The organism is Janthinobacterium sp. JC611 (genome assembly GCF_018682595.1).
Taxonomy (GTDB): domain Bacteria; phylum Pseudomonadota; class Gammaproteobacteria; order Burkholderiales; family Burkholderiaceae_D; genus Janthinobacterium.
This window is the reverse complement of sequence record NZ_JAFLJN010000034.1, coordinates 246,259-262,561: the sequence shown is the minus strand read 5'-3', so window position 1 is coordinate 262,561 and position 16,303 is coordinate 246,259. Positions and strand designations below refer to the sequence as shown.

The following is a 16,303-nucleotide window of genomic DNA, read 5'->3' as shown; positions in this document are numbered from 1 at the left end:
ACAACAACAACCTCGGGCGATCACATAGCGGTTCTTGCCCTGGCGCCAGACCAGGTCCAGCTCGGCCACGCCCACGCTGATCGACACGCACTGCGCGTCATGAAATACAACGCCGCCCCGCCCCGCGCCCGATTGCATGCATTTTGCTGGCAGTGTCGGGCGCGTTTGCAGTATGCTGATAAAAAACAATACTGCCAGGCAGAGACATATAAGAAGAGTTCCCGCAAATGACCGAACAGATGAACGAGAGCTGAACCATGCCAGAAACTAGCGACTTATCTGTCCTGATCGTCGACCCGAACCCCAGCATGCGGGGCAATCTGCATAATATGCTGAACCAGGCCGCCATCACCAAGGTGGAATATGCCGTCAATTCCGGCACGGCCATCCGCCTGCTGACGAAGAAACCGTTCGACATCATCCTGTGCGAATACGATCTTGGTAGTGGCACGGACGGCCAGGATGGCCAGCAATTGCTGGAAGACTTGCGCCACCATAAGCTGATCGGCCTGTGGACGATCTTCATCATGCTGACTTCTGAAGCCATCCACAGCAAAGTCATCAGCGCGGCCGAGCTGACGCCGTCCGACTACATATTAAAACCGTTCACCGTCGACGTGCTGAGCGGACGCATCGCGCGCGCCATCGAACGGCGCGCCATGTTCCTGCCCACGTATCAGCTGATCGACAAGGGCGACTTGCGCGAAGCCGTGAAAAGCTGCCGCGCGGCCGAACTGCAGTACCCACGGCTGGCGGCCGATTTCACCCGCCTGCGCGCCGAGCTGCACATCACCCTGGGCGAATGGAAGGAAGCGGAACAGCTGTACGCCGACATGCTGGCCACGCGGCCCATGGCCTGGGCCCACCTGGGCCTGGCGCGCACGCTGTTCGAACAGCAGCGCCACGAAGAAGCGCAGGATGCGCTGCTGGAACTGGTGGAAACCTATCCCCGCTTCATGGCCGCCTACGACCTGCTGGCGCAAAACCATGAAGCCATGGGCCAGCAGCTGCAGGCGAAGAAAATCCTCGAGGATGCCGTGGCCATCTCGCCGCACATGGTGCGCCGCCTGCGCCACCTGGGCGGCATCGCCTACGACACGGGCGACATCGGCGCGGCCGAACGGGCCTACAAGCAGGTGGTGACGAAGGCGAAGTACTCGGAATTCCGCGACCCGGAAGACCACGTCAACCTGGTCAAGACGCTGGTCAAGAAAGGCGACGCGCCGCAGGCGAGCGGCGTGCTGCGCGACATGGAGCGCTCGCTGCGGGGCGGCGCCAATGTGGAAGCGTGCCGCGCCATCTCGGCCGCCATGCTGCATGAATTGTCGGGCAACGACATCGCCGCCGCCAACGAACTGCAACTGGCCGCCGCCGCCCTGGACACGGCGCGGGGCCTGTCGACGCAGCTGAAGGTGGGCCTGGTGCAAAGCTGCCTGAAGAACAACCTGGAACAGGCCGCCTCCGACGTCATGATGAAGCTCGTCAACGAAGCGGACAGCGAAGTGACGATGGAGGCGGCCGTCGACGTGTTTGAAAAGGCCGGACGCCACGACCTGGCGCAAGGCATGGGCCAGCAGATCAGCAACCAGGTGCAGGAACTGATGCAGGATGCGGCCAGCAAGTCGGAAAGCGGCGAGCTCAAGGGAGCCGTCTTCGTGCTGCGCCAGGCCCTGCGCAAGACGCCGGGCAACCTGCCCGTGCTGTTCGCCTCCGTCGACGCCATCCTGCGCCAGCTCAACATGCTGGGCTGGGAAGCCCCGCTGGCCGAACAGGCGCAGCACCAGATGCAGATGATCCGCAAGATCGACCCCAAGCACCCGCAGCTGGAGTCGCTCAGGCAGCAGTATGCGGCCACGCAGCACAAATACGGTATTGCCACCTGAAACTGCCGCAACCCCGTGACTGCCAGCGGTATTGGACGGAAGCGGGAGGGTTTGCTCCCAGCATCGATGCTGGCGAATTTTTATACAACATATTGCGCAATATATTGTATGCTCGGGTTTCACCGAGGGAGGTAACATCAGCATGCGCCATCACTTGTTTCTGCTTCAAACGCTGTCGGCACTGTCCATCCTGTGCGCACCGAGCGCATTTGCCGAGGCGCCGGGTATCTCGCGCGACGAAAAAAGCGCGATCATCGCCTCCCTCGACAGCACCCTGAACGCGAACTACGCCTTTCCGGACATCGCACGAAAAATCAGGCCCGTGCTTCAGGAACATCTGAAAAAGGGAGCGTATGACTCGGCGACCACGAAAGCAGCGTTTGCGAGCAAGCTGACCGACGATCTCATCAAAGTCAGCGGCGACCTGCATTTCCTGGTGGCGACCGACCCGGAATGGATCGCGGAATTCAAGGCGAAGGCCAAGCCGGCGCTCAAGGCCAAGATACGACAAGAAGAAGCGAGCCGGCTGGAGGAAACCAATTTCGGTTTCGATGAGGTCGCCCGCCTGACGGGAAATATCGGTTATATACGCTTCAGCTATTTTGCCGATCCGGAATTTGCCTATGAGACGGCGGCGTCCGTCATGCGCTTCGTGGCCAATACGGATGCCCTTATCATCGATTTGCGTTATAACAATGGCGGACATCTGGAAATGGCGCAATTCCTGGCGAGCTATTTCTTCTCCAGCGAGAAAGACCAGCTGCTCTTCGATTACTACTACAACGAGGATGGCAAGCGCATCCAGCGCGGGCAATGGGTGCTGCCGGGCTTGCCGGGCAAGCGCATGGTGGACAAGCCCGTCTATATCCTCACCGGCTCCACGTCGTTTTCCTCCGCAGAATGGTTTTCCTATGCGATGAAAAAGCTCGGGCGAGCCACCCTGATCGGGGAGCGGACCGCCGGTGGCGCGCATCCGGTGGCACGCAAACCACTCAGCGATGATTTTTTCGTGCAGGTGCCGATCGGCCAGATCCAGGATCCCGTCGACCATGGAGACTTCGAAGGCGTCGGCGTGCAACCCGATATCGCAAGCCCCTCCATCCGCGCGCTGCCTGTGGCGCACAAGCTGGCGCTGGAAAATCTGGCGAAGACCGATGACGCGAGGCGAACGGAATTTACCTGGCTGCTTCCCGGCTTGACGGCAGCGATCGAGCGCCCGCACGTCGATGCCGCGATGTTGGCGAAAGCCGCGGGAAAATATGAAGGCCGCCAGATCATCCTGGACAATGGCGTTCTTTACTATCTCTGGCGCGACCGGTTCCGCGTCGCGCTTGAGCCGATAGGGCCAGACCTGCTCGCGGTGGAAGGCGTGTCGGATTTCCGATACCGCTTGAACACTTCGGAGGGCAAAGTGACGGCGCTGGAACGCGTGAACAAGGATGGCAGCATCCAGAAGTACCAGCGCCTTGACTAAGAAAACGCATTCCCCGGCCGCGATCGATGACGCCGTGTTTCTCGGCCGCGCAGTCGAACGGCTGAGCGTCCTGATCGCCGAGCAATCCAAAACCGTCTTCGATGCGATGGGGATCGTCATCCCCGTTCGTTCGTGTTCGCTAATGACTGTTCTTGCAGCGCTGGGCGCGGCCTCGGCCTCGGATCTGGCGCGCGAACTCGGCCATTCGCACCAGTTGGTCATGCAAAAGATACCCAAGCTGCTCCGTCTGGGCCTGATACAGTATCGGAACGATGGCAATGACGCGCGGCGGCGGATATTGATGCCCACGGATGAAGGCTTGTCGCAGCTTGCGAAATTCGAGCAGTGCACGGTGCTGATCCGGCAAGCCTATGCGGGCTTGTTTGCCGAGGTTGGGGACATCAGGCAATTCGTGGACCGGGCCACCGATGCGCTCAACGAGAAGCCGCTGGACATGCGCATAAAGCCCCCGGCCTGACGGCGACGCCATCTACTTGAAGCCTATACGCACCTATACGCACCTATACGCGCACCAGGCCATTCAGTACAGTCAATTCTTCCGCATAACGCTACCCACCCATGATTTTTCCGGGCCTCCGTTATGGTTCAAGAGTACCTACAGGCCCCGTGGCGCGCCACCCACCCGCGCCACCACCAGTTCGATCAATTCCGCAATCAATGGCCGGAACGTGGCCGCATTGCCGCCCTGCCCCAGCATCACGGTGCGCGTGGTCAGGTGCGAAAAAACGGCGTCGAAGAGGATCTGGGGCAGGTTGGACAAGGACGTGTCGGGCGCGATACGGCCCTGGGCGCGCTGCTGTTCCAGCAGGCGCAGGATCAATGCGTGCCACACTTGCGGTCCGTGCTCGTACCAGGTCAGGCCCACGGCCGGCACGGTAGCGGCGCCCGTGACGACGAGGCGATAAAAGTCCACGTGGCGGGGGCTGGTGACGACGGCCACCAGTTCATCGAGGATCAGTTGCAAGCCCTGTTCCAGGCCGACTTGCGACGTATCAAGCCGGCGCAGCGCGATGATGAAGTCGGCGCACAGGTATTCGACCACCGCCACCAGCAATTCCTGCTTGCTGCCGAAGTAGCGGTAGGCCGTGGCTTTCGAGCCGCCCGCCTCGGCCACGATGGCGTCCATGCTGACGCCGTCGTAGCCGGAGGCGAGGAACAGGTCCGCCGCCGCCACCAGCAGCTTGCGCCGCCGCTCCTCGCTTCGGGTAGTCGGGGAAGCTGGAACGGTGCGCAACTGGGGCATGAAGCAAACTCTTACTGTGTCTTGGGAAGCGCGTATGCTATCACGTAATCTCCCCGGTCCGGGCTCTGGCGGGCGCCGCCCGCCACCACCACGACGTACTGGCGGCCCGACCTGGGCGACACATACGTCATCGGCGTGCCTTGCGAGCCGACGGGCAGGCGCGCCTTCCACACTTCGCGGCCCGTGGCGATATCCATGGCGCGCAAATAATAATCCTGCGTGCCCGCGTAAAACACCAGGCCCGACGCCGTGCTCACGCCGCCGCCCAGGGTCGGCATGCCCAGCGGGATGGGCAGCCGCGCGCGCACGCCATTGATGACGGCATCGCGCACGGTGCCGGCCGGACGCTCCCATACTTTTTTCTGCGTCTTGAGGTCGATGGCGGCAAACACGCCCCATGGCGGGCTTTGGCAGGGAATGCCCAGCGGCGAATTGAAGGCCTTGTGGTCGATGACGAAGGGCGTGCCATCCATGGGATAGGTACTGCCCACGCCGTGGCCCGACGTCAGCTTGGCCACGTCCACCGTTTCGCGCGGCACCAGCTTGACCACTTGCGGCATGCGGATATCGTTGACGAACATATAGCCATTGCTTTCATCGACGGCCGCGCCGCCCCAGTTGAAGCCGCCGTAGTAGCCCGGGTAGATCAGGGTTTCTTTCGTGCTTGGCGCCGTGAACTCCCCTTGGTAATTGAGCTTGCGAAAACTGATGCGGCAGGCCAGCTGGTCGAAGAAGGTGGCGCCCCACATGTCGCGCTCCGTCAGCGTTTGCGCGCCGAGGGCCGGCATGCCGGTGGAATATGGCTGCGTTTTCGACACCCAGTCGCCGGCCGCGTGCTCCTGCGGCACGGGCTTTTCGATGACTTCGGCAATCGGCTTGCCCGTGCGGCGGTCCAGCATGAAGATCTGGCCACGCTTGGTCAGCTGCACCAGCGCCGGTGTCTTGCCGCCCTTGCCGTCCGGGACGTCGTACAGGGCCGGCTGCGCGGCCACGTCGTAATCCCAGATATCGTGGTGGACGGTTTGATACGTCCAGCGTTCGCGGCCCGTGGCCATGTCGAGGGCGACGATGGCCGACGCATATTTTTCCGTCAGCGGCGGGCGCTTGCCGCCCCAGAAGTCGGGCTGCTCATTGCCCGTCGGCAGATAGACGAGGCCCAGCGCATCGTCGAACGCAGGCGTGGACCACATGTTCGGCGTGCTGCGCGTGTAGGTCTGCCCTTCCGGCGGCAGCTTGGTGATGGCCGGATTGCCCAGGTCCCAGGCCCACACCAGTTCCCCCGTATCGGCGCTGTAGGCGCGCACGACGCCCGAAGGTTCATCGGTGGAGCGGCCGTCGAAGACCCAGCCACCGAGGATGATCAGGTTGCGCGCGACGGTCGGCGCCGACGTGTATGCATAGTACGGCACGTTCATCTTGACCTTGCCCAGGCCGACGGTGAGGTCGACCGAACCCTGGTCGCCGAAACCCTCGCACTGCTTGCCCGTCTGCGCATCGATCTCGATCAGGCGCGCATCCATGGTCACTTGCACGATGCGCTTGGCGCAGGCGCCCGCCACCGGCGTGCCGGCCGCCTGCATGCCGTCAAAACGGAACGGCTTTCTCACCGTGGCCGGCTCGTAATAGCCGACGCCGCGGCAGCGGTTCCACGTTTTGGTGTTGGCCGGCTTCGGATCGAAGGTCCAGCGCTCCTTGCCCGTGTCCGCGTCGAGCGCGATGACCTTGCTCGTCGGCGTGCACGTATAGATGGTGTCGCCGATCTGCAGCGGCGTGTTTTGCGATTCCGACGCGCCCTCGGCCGGCTCGCCCGAGCGGTAAGTCCACGCCACCTGCAGTTGCTCGACGTTGGCCTTGTCGATCTGCGTGTACGGCGCGAAGCGCGTGCCGTGCGGTCCATAGCCATAGTGCGCCCAGTTGGCGCTGCCGTCGTTGACGGCCGCCACGGCATCTTGCCGCGGCTGCGACGTGGCCTCCAGCACGCCGTGCGGCTTGAACATGGCAGCGAAACCGGCCACCAGCACGACGGCAAACAGGGCGGCGAAACCGCGCGACTGGCCCGGACGCGCATGGCGCGCGCGCCCCGCCAGCCATGGATGCAGCAAGGCGGCGGCCAGGCCGATGACGAGGAATGGCGCCAGGCGCGGCACCATGGGCCAGAAGGCGAAGCCGATTTCCCACACGGCCCAGATCAGGGTGCCGACGACCAGCACGGCGACGACGGCGCTGGCCAGCCGCCTGCGGCGCAGGTACAGCACGCCGGCCAATATTAAACCGAGACCGGCCGGCAGGTAATACCAAGAACCGCCGAGGGTAATGAGTTCGATGCCGCCCGCCGCCAGGGCCAGGCCGGAAAGTCCCAGGAAGATGCCGAAAACCGCCAGGGCAATGCGCTTGCCCCTGGAGACGGGCGGGATCGCCGCCGCTCCATTCTTTGTTGTAGTGTCCATTTTTGATCCAAGACGCCTCCCCTGCCCAGGCAAACACGTCGGGGATGGCTGATTTTTTGAAACTACGTAGTGAAACTGTACTGTACGGTTTCATTTTATGCCGATTTTTGACGCAAGGAAAGAAAAATTGATAAGGGAGCTTGATTTTTGGCGGGGATGGGGTGTTGACGGCGACCAAGGGGTCAGAGCCGATGGGTCTGCCCCCCTTGTCAAATTACTCAGCCAGCGACGCCATGTCGATCACAAAACGATATCTGACGTCGCTCTTCACGACGCGCTCGAACGCCTCATTGATATCCTGGATGCGGATGATCTCGATGTCGGACACGATATTGTGCTTGCCGCAGAAATCCAGCATTTCCTGGGTTTCCTTGATCGAGCCGATCATGGAGCCGGACAGGCTGCGGCGCGCGCCCACCAGGCCGAAGGCGCTGATCGGCGGCACGGCGCCGTCCGGGATGCCGACGATGACCATGCTGCCGTCGACTTTCAGCAGGTTGATGTACTGGTTCCAGTCGATGGACGCGCCCACCGTGCAGATGATCAGATCGAACGTGCCGGCCAGCTTGCTGAACGTTTCCGCGTCGTTGGTGGCGTAGTAATGCGTGGCGCCCAGGCGCAGGCCGTCTTCGCGCTTCGACAAAGTCTGGCTCAGCACCGTCACTTCGGCGCCCATGGCGTGGGCGATCTTCACGCCCATGTGGCCCAGGCCGCCCATGCCCAGGATGGCGACCTGCTTGCCAGGGCCGGCCTTCCAGTGGTTCAGCGGCGAGTACAGGGTGATGCCGGCGCACAGCAGCGGCGCGGCCGCGTCCAGCGGCAGGTTGTCGGGAATCGACAGCACATAGCCTTCCTTGACGACGATGCTGTCCGAGTAGCCGCCCTGCGTGGCCGTCTTGCCATCCGCTTCGACGCCGTTGTAGGTCTGGATCAGGCCTGGCATGTACTGTTCCAGGTCCACGTTGCGCGTCTTGCAGGTGGTGCAGGAGTCGACGAAGCAGCCCACGCCCACGTGGTCGCCCACCTTGAACTTGCTCACATTGGCGCCAACGGCCGTGACGACACCGGCGATTTCATGGCCGGGCACCATGGGGAAGGCGGCGCCGCCCCATTCGTCGCGCGCCTGGTGGATGTCGGAGTGGCACACGCCACAGTATTTGATGGAGATGGCCACGTCGTCTGCGCGCGGGGCGCGGCGCTCGAACGTGAACGGTTGCAGTGCGGAAGTCGGGCCCAGTGCGGCGTAGCCTTTGGCGATGGTGGTCATGAAAACTCCTGTATCTATATGTGTGTGACGAGGGGGACGCCTGCCGTGCATGCGATTGCACAAGTGTGCCCGAGAAGCCGCCCCGCCGTTACCGCGATCCTGCAAGACCTTTGCACGATCCTCCAAATCTGCGTAAGATCAGCCCTTGCCCTCCCTCGCCTGACGCATACTGCCACCCATGCCTGCCCTGCTCCCGCCCCAAGACGAAATCGCCGCCCTGATCAGCCGCCACGCGCCGCGCACGGGCGACTACGCGACGGCCATCGGCCACCTCACCTTTCACCGCCAGTCGTCCGTCACGGAGTCCCTGTTCCACGCGGCGCGCCCCAGCGTGGCCATCATCGCGCAGGGGGCGAAGGACGTCACCCTGGGCACGGACACCTTCCACTACAGCCGCATGCAGTATCTGCTGACCTCCGTCGACCTGCCGGTGCAGGTGCGCGTGGTGGAAGCGAGCGTGGACAAGCCGCATCTGTGCGTGGTGCTGGGCATCGACATCGCCGACGTGGCCGCGCTGCTCGACAGCGAAAGCACCAGCGGCGGCGCGCAGCAGAAAATCCTCCCCGCCGCGCGCGGCATTTCCGTCAGCGACGTGTCGCCGGACCTGCTCGACGCCATGCTGCGCCTCGTGCGCCTGCTCGACAAACCGGCGGAAATCGCCGCGCTGGCGCCCTTGATCCGCCGCGAGCTGACCTACCGCCTGCTGAATGGCCCAGTGGGTGGGCGCCTGCGCCACATGGCGCTGGCCAGCAGCCAGTCGCACCAGGTGGCGCAAGCCATCGACTGGATCAAGCGGCATTACGCGCAGCCGCTGCGTATCGAACACCTGGCCGGCATGGCCAACATGAGCATGTCGTCGCTGCACCACCATTTCAAGGCGATCACCGCCATGACGCCGATGCAGTACCAGAAGCTGCTGCGCCTGCAGGAAGCGCGGCGCTTGATGCTGGTCGAGCAGATCGACGCGGGCACGGCCGGCTACCGGGTCGGCTACGCCAGCGAATCGCAGTTCAGCCGCGAATACAGCCGCCAGTTCGGCCGCGCGCCCATGCGCGACGTGGGCCAGGTGCGCGCGCAGCTGAGCGGCGCCGGTGCCAGCGCCAGTGCTGACCTGGCCTATTCCATCTTGCCGTAACCGCCGCCGCCCGGCGTCTCGATGACGAACACGTCGCCCGCCTGCATCTCCGTCTTGCCGATATGCGCCAGGTGCTCCAGCGTGCCGTCGCGCCGCTCGACGTAGTTGCGGCCCAGCGCGCCCGCCTCGCCGCCGGCCATGCCGAACGGCGGGTAAATCCGGTTGTTCGACAGGATGGCCGCCGTCATCGGCTCCAGGAAACGCACCCGGCGCACGCCGCCGTTGCCGCCGTGCCAGCGCCCCGCCCCGCCCGAACCTGCGCGGATGCTGTAGCTGTCCAGGCGCACGGGGAAGCGCCACTCGAGGATTTCCGGGTCCGTCAGGCGCGAATTGGTCATGTTCGTCTGCACCACGTCCGTGCCGTCGAAGCCGGGGCCGGCGCCCGAGCCGCCCGATATCGTCTCGTAGTACTGGTATTTCTCGCTGCCGAACGTGAAATTGTTCATCGTCCCCTGCGAGGCCGCCATCGCCCCCAGCGCGCCATACAGGGCATTCGTGATGCAGGTCGAGGTTTCCACGTTGCCCGACACGACGGAGGCCGGATACCGCGGGTTGAGCATGGAGCCGGGCGGGATGATCACGGTCAAGGGTTTCAGACAGCCGGCATTCAGGGGAATCTCGTCGTCGACCAGGGTGCGGAACACATACAGCACGGCCGCCATGCAGACGGCGGACGGCGCGTTGAAATTGTTCGGCAACTGGCTTGAGGTGCCGGTGAAATCGATGGTCGCGCTGCGCCCGGCCACGTCGACCCTGATCGCCACCTGGATGCGCGCGCCGTTGTCCAGGTCCAGCGCATAACTGCCATCCTTCAGGGTCGTGATGACCCGGCGCACGGCTTCCTCGGCGTTGTCCTGCACGTGGCCCATGTAGGCTTGCACGACCGGCAAACCGAAATGCGCGACCATCTTGCGCAATTCCTCGGCCCCCTTCTGGTTGGCCGCCGCCTGGGCGCGCAGGTCGGCCAGGTTTTGCCGGGGATTGCGGGCCGGCCAGCTGGCGCCCGCCAGCAGGGCCAGGGTGGCGTCTTCGCGCATCACGCTCGTGGCGCCGTCGACCAGCTTGAAATTGTCGATCAACACGCCCTCTTCCTCGATACGCGTGGAATCGGGTGGCATGGAACCGGGCGTGGTGCCGCCGATGTCCGCATGGTGGCCGCGCGAGCCGACATAGAACAGGATGGATTCCCCCTCCTCGTCGAAGACGGGCGAGATCACCGTCACGTCGGGCAAATGCGTGCCGCCGTGGTATGGATCGTTCAGCATGTACACGTCGCCCGGCCGCATGGCGCCCGCATTGCGCGTCATGACGGTACGGATGCTCTCGCCCATGGAACCCAGGTGCACGGGCATGTGCGGCGCATTGGCGATCAAGTGGCCTTGCGCGTCGAAGATGGCGCAGCTGAAGTCGAGCCGCTCCTTGATGTTGACGGAATGGGCCGTATTTTGCAGGCGCAGGCCCATCTGCTCGGCGATCGACATGAACAGGTTGTTGAAAATTTCCAGCATCACGGGATCGGCGTGCGTCCCGATGGCGTGCCGCTCGGGCAAGGCGGCGATCCTGCGCAAGATCAAATGGCCATGCGCCGTCACCTCCGCGCGCCAGCCCGGCTCGATGACGGTGGTGGCGTTGGCGTCGCTGACGATGGCCGGGCCGTCGATGGCGTCGCCGGGACGCAGGCTGTCCGCCGCATACAGGCCGCTGTCGCGCCACGCCCCCGCGCAATAGATCTGCACCGTGCGCAGCGGCGCCAGCGCGCCAGCGCGCGCCGCATGGACCGGCGCGGCCGGCTGGGGCGCATCGGATGCGCCGATGGCTTCCACGGAAATGGCCTCGACGATCAAGGCGCGCGTGGGCATGAGGAAGGAAAAGCGCTTCTTGTAGGCCGCTTCGAACTGCGCCTGCATGCCGGCGGCCGTGTCGAACAGCACGACGAGGGCCGTATCCGTGCCTTCATAGCGCAGGTGCACGCGCGACACCAGCGCGATGCGTTCCGCTGCCACGCCCTGGCGCAACAGGTCGCCGCGCGCCAGCGCGCCCAATTGCGCGACATCGCGCGCCAGATCCACGCCCAGCGGCGCCTCGATGGCCTGCTCGCGCATGGCGCTCTGGTCGGCCAGGCCCATGCCGTAGGCCGACATCACGCCCGCCAGGGCATGGATGAAGACCGTGCGCATGCCCAGCGCATCGGCCACCAGGCAGGCGTGCTGGCCGCCAGCGCCGCCAAAGCTGGTGAGCGTATATTCCGTGACGTCGTGACCGCGCTGCACGGAAATCTGCTTGATGGCGTTGGCCATGTTGCCCACGGCGATGGCGACATAGCCTTCTGCCACCTGTTCCGGCGTCGAGTTCACCGTGCGCGCCAGCGCCGCAAACTGGGCGCGCACCGTGGCCGCGTCCAGCGCTTCATTGGCGTCGGGGCCGAAGACACGGGGAAAGAAGTCGGGCTGCAGCTTGCCCAGCATGACGTTGCAGTCCGTGACGGCCAGCGGACCGCCGCGCCGGTAGCTGGCGGGACCGGGATTGGCGCCCGCGCTGTCCGGCCCCACCTTGTAGCGGGCGCCGTCGAAATGCAATATGGAGCCGCCGCCCGCCGCCACCGTGTGGATGCTCATCATGGGCGCGCGCATGCGCACGCCGGCGATCTGCGTCTCGAACACGCGCTCGAATTCGCCCGCGTAATGCGACACGTCGGTGGACGTGCCGCCCATGTCGAAGCCGATGACCTTGTCGAAGCCGGCCAGCGCGCTGGCGCGCACCATGCCGACGATGCCGCCGGCGGGGCCGGACAAAATGCTGTCCTTGCCCTGGAAGGCGCGCGCATCCGTCAAGCCGCCGTTCGACTGCATGAACTGCAGGTGCACGCCGGGCAGCTCCATCGCCAGCTGGTCGACGTAGCGGCGCAGGATCGGCGACAGATAGGCGTCGACCACGGTGGTGTCGCCGCGCGCCACCAGTTTCATCATGGGGCTGACCTCATGCGACACGGACACCTGCGTAAAGCCGGCTTCGCGCGCCAGCTGCGCCACCCGCGCCTCGTGCGCGTGATGGCGGTAGCCGTGCATCAGCACGATGGCGATGGCGCACACGCCGCGCGCATGGGCTTGTCCCAGCGCGGCGCGCGCGGCCGCCTCGTCGAGCGGCGTGACGACCTCGCCGTGGGCGCCCACTCTTTCATCGATCTCGATCACGTCGCCATACAGCAGTTCGGGCAGGATGATCTGGCGCGCGAACAGCTGCGGGCGGTTCTGGTAGGCGATGCGCAGCGCGTCGCGAAAACCGCGCGTGATGGCCAGCACGGTGGGCTCGCCCTTGCGCTCGAGCAGCGCATTGGTCGCGACCGTCGTGCCCATCTTGATGGCGCCCACCTGTTCGACGGGCAGCGGCGCGCCGGGCGCAAGCCCCATCAGCTGGCGCATGCCAGCCAGCGCCGCGTCGCGGTACTGGCCCGGGTTCTCCGACAGCAGTTTGAAGGTGGCCAGGCTGCCGTCAGGGCGGCGCGCCACGATGTCCGTAAAGGTGCCGCCCCGGTCGATCCAGAATTGCCAGTCCATCATCCTGCCCCCGTGCCTGTGTGAAATGCTAATGAGATGGCTATTGTAGCCGCCAAACAGGGGCGCGTTTCAGGCGTGCGCGCCTTGCCTTTCGTCCGCTTCGGCCTTATGTTGAAGACATGCTGACTAAGGGAATACGCTCCATGAACCTGATCGACTCCGCAACACCGCTGTATGCCATCGCCGAACTGCGCGCCATCGAACAATCGGCCATGCGCGAGCTGCCGCAAGGGCTGCTGATGCAGCGCGCGGGCCAGGCCGCCGCCAGTGCCGCCCTGAAGCTGCTGCACGCCCAGGAGGAAGGCGACGGCGCGGGCCACCGGCGCGTACTGGTGCTGGCTGGCCCCGGCGACAACGGCGGCGACGCGCTGGAAGCGGCCGCGCACCTGGCCGGCAGCGGCACCGAGGTGCTCGTCTGGCTGGCGCCCGAGGCGCAAGCCACGTCGCCCGAGCGCGAACAGGCGCTGAGCCGCGCGCGCAACAGCAGCGCGCGCTGCATGCAGGCGGCGACCAGCACGGCGTCGGCCGCGGTGGGCGCGGCGCCGTGGCACCTCGTCATCGATGGCCTGTTCGGCATCGGCGCGTCGCGCCCCCTGGATGGCGAATGCCGCGACATGGCGCAGCTGGTCAACAAGCTCGATTGCCCCGTGCTGGCGCTCGACGTGCCCAGCGGCCTGCACGCGGACACGGGCGCCATCGACGGCGTCGCCATCCGCGCCACGCATACGCTCACCTTCATCGGCGACAAGCCGGGCCTGCACACGGCGAATGGCCGCGACTATGCGGGCGAGGTGGAAGTGGCAAGCCTGGCCATAGCTCCTGCCCTGCTGCCGCCCGCCAGGGCCCAGCTGGGCGGCCTGCACCTGTTCGCCCGCCAGCTGCAGCCGCGCCGGCAAAACACGCACAAGGGCAGCTACGGCAGCGTGGCCATCATCGGCGGCGCGCAGGGCATGGCCGGCGCGCCCATCCTGGCGGCCCGCACGGCACTGCACGCGGGTGCGGGCAGAGTGTATATCGCGTTTCCCGACGCGCCGCCCGCGTTCGACAGCGGCCAGCCGGAACTGATGTGCCGGCACGCCAGGGATGTGGATTTCTCGGGCCTGCACTTCGCGGCGCTGGTGGCCGGTCCCGGCCTCGGCGACAAGGCCGGCACGGTGGAACTGCTGCTGCGGGCGTTCGAGAGCGACAGCCCGCTGCTGCTGGACGCCGATGCGCTCAACCTGATGGCGGCCGAACCGGAACTGCAATCGGCGCTGGCCGTGCGCACGGGCGCGGGGGCGACGATTCTGACGCCGCATCCGCTGGAAGCGGCGCGCCTGCTCGACATGACGGTGGCCCAGGTGCAGGCCGACCGCCTGGGCGCGGCGCGCCAGCTGGCGGCGCAGCTGGGCGTCATCGTGGTACTCAAAGGTTCGGGCACGGTGATCGCCGCGCCGGACGGCAACGTCGTCGTCAACAACACGGGCGGCCCCGCGCTGGCCACGGCCGGCACGGGCGACGTGCTGTCCGGCCTGTGCGGCAGCCTGCTGGCGCAGGGCTGGCCCGAATGGGAAGCGGCGCTGGGCGCCGTGTGGCTGCATGGCGCGGCCGCAGACGCGCTGGTGGCCGCAGGCAGCGGCCCGATCGGCCTGACGGCGGGGGAATTGATCCCGGCGATACGCAAGTTGATCAATGCCTTGTCGGCATAGTCAAAGCGTTATACCAACCGACCGGCCGCAATCGTGATGGTGCGGCCGCAGCGCGCCGCGATCGAACTGTCGTGCGTGACGAGCACCAGGGTCGAGCCGCGTTCGCGGTTCAGTTCGAACATCAGCTGGATCACGGCTTCGCCGGTGGCCGCGTCCAGGCTGCCCGTCGGCTCGTCGGCGAACAGCAGCGGCGGCTCCGTGACGAAGGCGCGCGCCAGCGCCACGCGCTGCTGCTCGCCGCCGGACAGGTATTTCGGATAGTGTTTCAATCGGCTGCCCAGGTTGACCCTGCCCAGCATCGCTTGCGCCTTGTCCTTCGCCTGCGGGTCGCCGCGCAGTTCCAGCGGCAGCATGACGTTTTCCAGCGCCGTCAGGTGGGCCAGCAGCTGGAAGGACTGGAACACGAAACCGAGCTTTTCCTTGCGGAAACCGGCGCGTCCGTCTTCGTCGAGAGCGAAGATATCGGTGCCGTCGAGGATGACCTTGCCCTCGCTGGGCGTGTCCAGGCCGGCCAGCAAACCCAGCAAAGTGGACTTGCCGGAACCGGAGGCGCCGACGATGGCCAGCGTCTCGGCCGTTTGCACGGTAAAATCGACGCGATGCAGGATGGTCAGCTCGCCATCGGCATCGGGTACGCGCTTGGCCAGCTGGACCACTTCGATGGCCGGCCGGGCATGTTGGCTGTCGGGTGTGGCGGGCCGCTGGGCCGCCGCGTCGGACGGGAGAAAACTGGTGGACGTCGCTTTAGGGAATTCGGGCATGCTGATCTATCTTAAAAAATTTCGTGAACAAATAAGTGTCAAGGGCGGTAACCGCCTGCGGCGGCGCACCCTGGCCTTGCTTCCTGCGGCAGCCCTGCTCCTGGTGTCAGGCATGACGAGCGCCTATTCTGCACCAAAAACGCTGCTGGTGCTCGGCGATAGCCTGTCGGCCGAATATGGGCTGGCACGGGGCACGGGCTGGGTGGCGCTGCTGGAACAGCGGCTGGCCGCGCAGAAGAACGACACGCGCATCGTCAACGCCAGCATCAGCGGCGAGACCACCAGCGGCGGCCGCGCGCGCCTGCCCGCCCTGCTGGCCAGGCACCAGCCCGACGTCGTGCTGATCGAACTGGGCGCCAATGACGGCTTGCGCGGCTTGCCCGTGGCGGCCGCCGAAGCGAATCTGCGCGCCATGGGCGAGGCGGCCAAAAAATCAGGCGCGCAGGTGGTACTGGTGGGCATGCGCATGCCGCCCAACTATGGCCGCGCCTATGGCGAGCAGTTTTATGGCGTATACGGCAAGCTGGCGAAGGAATGGAAGGCGCCTTTGGTCCCCTTCATGTTTGAAGGCATCGCCGACCAGCCGCAGCTGTTCCAGGCCGATCGCATGCACCCGAACGCGCAGGCGCATCCGACCATCCTGAAAAACATCTGGCCGCAACTGGCGCCGTTGCTGAAAGCCAAGTAGGCCGGCTCAGAAGCTCGCTCAATTTTCACCCCGTAGGCCGAACTGCCGGGGTCGGCCCCTGAGGGTCCGACCCCAGTCTTGCGCCCTTGGGTTAAACAAGGTTCACAACTCGCAGATAAAAAAATAGCCGCTCTGGGAGCGG

The 16,303-nt window shown here is 65.3% G+C and carries 11 protein-coding genes; 6 read left to right on the top strand and 5 right to left on the bottom strand.

Going from position 1 to position 16,303, the window contains the following annotated elements; genetic code table 11:
* The first annotated feature begins 257 nt into the window (after positions 1-257).
* The 3 genes from J0O65_RS21685 to J0O65_RS21675 all read left to right on the top strand — a co-directional run bounded on the left by J0O65_RS21685 (position 258) and on the right by J0O65_RS21675 (position 3,835).
* On the top strand, positions 258-1,883 hold the full coding sequence (locus tag J0O65_RS21685; protein WP_215409258.1) for a response regulator: 1,626 nt from the start codon (positions 258-260) through the stop codon (positions 1,881-1,883).
* A 142-nt stretch (positions 1,884-2,025) separates the two neighbouring features.
* Complete coding sequence (locus J0O65_RS21680; protein WP_215409257.1) at positions 2,026-3,357, top strand: S41 family peptidase; 1,332 nt, start codon at positions 2,026-2,028, stop codon at positions 3,355-3,357.
* A complete protein-coding gene (locus tag J0O65_RS21675; RefSeq protein WP_215409256.1) occupies positions 3,350-3,835 on the top strand; it encodes a MarR family transcriptional regulator in 486 nt (161 codons plus the stop codon). The genes J0O65_RS21680 and J0O65_RS21675 overlap by 8 nt, the downstream gene beginning before the upstream one ends.
* A gap of 138 nt (positions 3,836-3,973) precedes the next feature.
* Here J0O65_RS21675 and J0O65_RS21670 read toward each other — a convergent pair whose 3' ends face one another.
* The 3 genes from J0O65_RS21670 to J0O65_RS21660 form a co-directional block, all read right to left on the bottom strand.
* The gene (locus tag J0O65_RS21670) at positions 3,974-4,621 is read right to left on the bottom strand and encodes a TetR/AcrR family transcriptional regulator (protein WP_215409255.1); all 648 of its coding nucleotides are present in this window, start codon (positions 4,619-4,621) and stop codon (positions 3,974-3,976) included.
* 11 nt (positions 4,622-4,632) lie between these two features.
* Positions 4,633-7,068 carry a membrane-bound PQQ-dependent dehydrogenase, glucose/quinate/shikimate family gene (locus J0O65_RS21665; protein WP_215409254.1) on the bottom strand — a complete coding sequence of 812 codons (2,436 nt, stop codon included), beginning with the start codon at positions 7,066-7,068 and terminating at the stop codon, positions 4,633-4,635.
* 214 nt (positions 7,069-7,282) lie between these two features.
* Positions 7,283-8,335 carry an NAD(P)-dependent alcohol dehydrogenase gene (locus J0O65_RS21660; protein ID WP_215409253.1) on the bottom strand — a complete coding sequence of 351 codons (1,053 nt, stop codon included), beginning with the start codon at positions 8,333-8,335 and terminating at the stop codon, positions 7,283-7,285.
* Positions 8,336-8,513: 178 nt separating this feature from the next.
* Between J0O65_RS21660 and J0O65_RS21655 the strand changes: the two genes are divergently transcribed.
* Positions 8,514-9,470, top strand: a complete 957-nt coding sequence (locus J0O65_RS21655) for an AraC family transcriptional regulator (RefSeq protein WP_215409252.1) — start codon at positions 8,514-8,516, stop codon at positions 9,468-9,470.
* Here the strand turns inward: J0O65_RS21655 and J0O65_RS21650 are convergent.
* Positions 9,452-13,024 carry a hydantoinase B/oxoprolinase family protein gene (locus tag J0O65_RS21650; protein ID WP_215409426.1) on the bottom strand — a complete coding sequence of 1,191 codons (3,573 nt, stop codon included), beginning with the start codon at positions 13,022-13,024 and terminating at the stop codon, positions 9,452-9,454. The two genes, J0O65_RS21655 and J0O65_RS21650, sit on opposite strands and share 19 nt — an antisense overlap.
* A 143-nt stretch (positions 13,025-13,167) precedes the next feature.
* Between J0O65_RS21650 and J0O65_RS21645 the strand changes: the two genes are divergently transcribed.
* Complete coding sequence (locus J0O65_RS21645) at positions 13,168-14,712, top strand: NAD(P)H-hydrate dehydratase (protein ID WP_215409251.1); 1,545 nt, start codon at positions 13,168-13,170, stop codon at positions 14,710-14,712.
* A gap of 8 nt (positions 14,713-14,720) precedes the next feature.
* Here J0O65_RS21645 and J0O65_RS21640 read toward each other — a convergent pair whose 3' ends face one another.
* Positions 14,721-15,473: an ABC transporter ATP-binding protein gene (locus J0O65_RS21640; RefSeq protein WP_502793585.1), complete on the bottom strand. Its 753-nt coding sequence runs from the start codon at positions 15,471-15,473 to the stop codon at positions 14,721-14,723.
* On the opposite strand from J0O65_RS21640, the gene J0O65_RS21635 reads away from it, so the two are divergent.
* A complete protein-coding gene (locus J0O65_RS21635; protein WP_215409250.1) occupies positions 15,472-16,161 on the top strand; it encodes an arylesterase in 690 nt (229 codons plus the stop codon). The genes J0O65_RS21640 and J0O65_RS21635 overlap by 2 nt on opposite strands.
* The last annotated feature ends 142 nt before the right edge of the window (positions 16,162-16,303 follow it).

What these genes read in the sequence shown, in the direction of transcription:
- J0O65_RS21685 (WP_215409258.1), top strand. Translation starts at nt 258, where the DNA reads ATGCCAGAAACTAGCGACTTATCTGTCCTGATCGTCGACCCGAACCCC.
- J0O65_RS21680 (WP_215409257.1), top strand. Translation starts at nt 2,026, where the DNA reads ATGCGCCATCACTTGTTTCTGCTTCAAACGCTGTCGGCACTGTCCATC.
- J0O65_RS21670 (WP_215409255.1), bottom strand. Translation starts at nt 4,621, where the DNA reads ATGCCCCAGTTGCGCACCGTTCCAGCTTCCCCGACTACCCGAAGCGAG.
- J0O65_RS21665 (WP_215409254.1), bottom strand. Translation starts at nt 7,068, where the DNA reads ATGGACACTACAACAAAGAATGGAGCGGCGGCGATCCCGCCCGTCTCC.
- J0O65_RS21660 (WP_215409253.1), bottom strand. Translation starts at nt 8,335, where the DNA reads ATGACCACCATCGCCAAAGGCTACGCCGCACTGGGCCCGACTTCCGCA.
- J0O65_RS21655 (WP_215409252.1), top strand. Translation starts at nt 8,514, where the DNA reads ATGCCTGCCCTGCTCCCGCCCCAAGACGAAATCGCCGCCCTGATCAGC.
- J0O65_RS21650 (WP_215409426.1), bottom strand. Translation starts at nt 13,024, where the DNA reads ATGGACTGGCAATTCTGGATCGACCGGGGCGGCACCTTTACGGACATC.
- J0O65_RS21645 (WP_215409251.1), top strand. Translation starts at nt 13,168, where the DNA reads ATGAACCTGATCGACTCCGCAACACCGCTGTATGCCATCGCCGAACTG.
- J0O65_RS21635 (WP_215409250.1), top strand. Translation starts at nt 15,472, where the DNA reads ATGCTGATCTATCTTAAAAAATTTCGTGAACAAATAAGTGTCAAGGGC.
- J0O65_RS21640 (WP_502793585.1), bottom strand. Translation starts at nt 15,473, where the DNA reads ATGCCCGAATTCCCTAAAGCGACGTCCACCAGTTTTCTCCCGTCCGAC.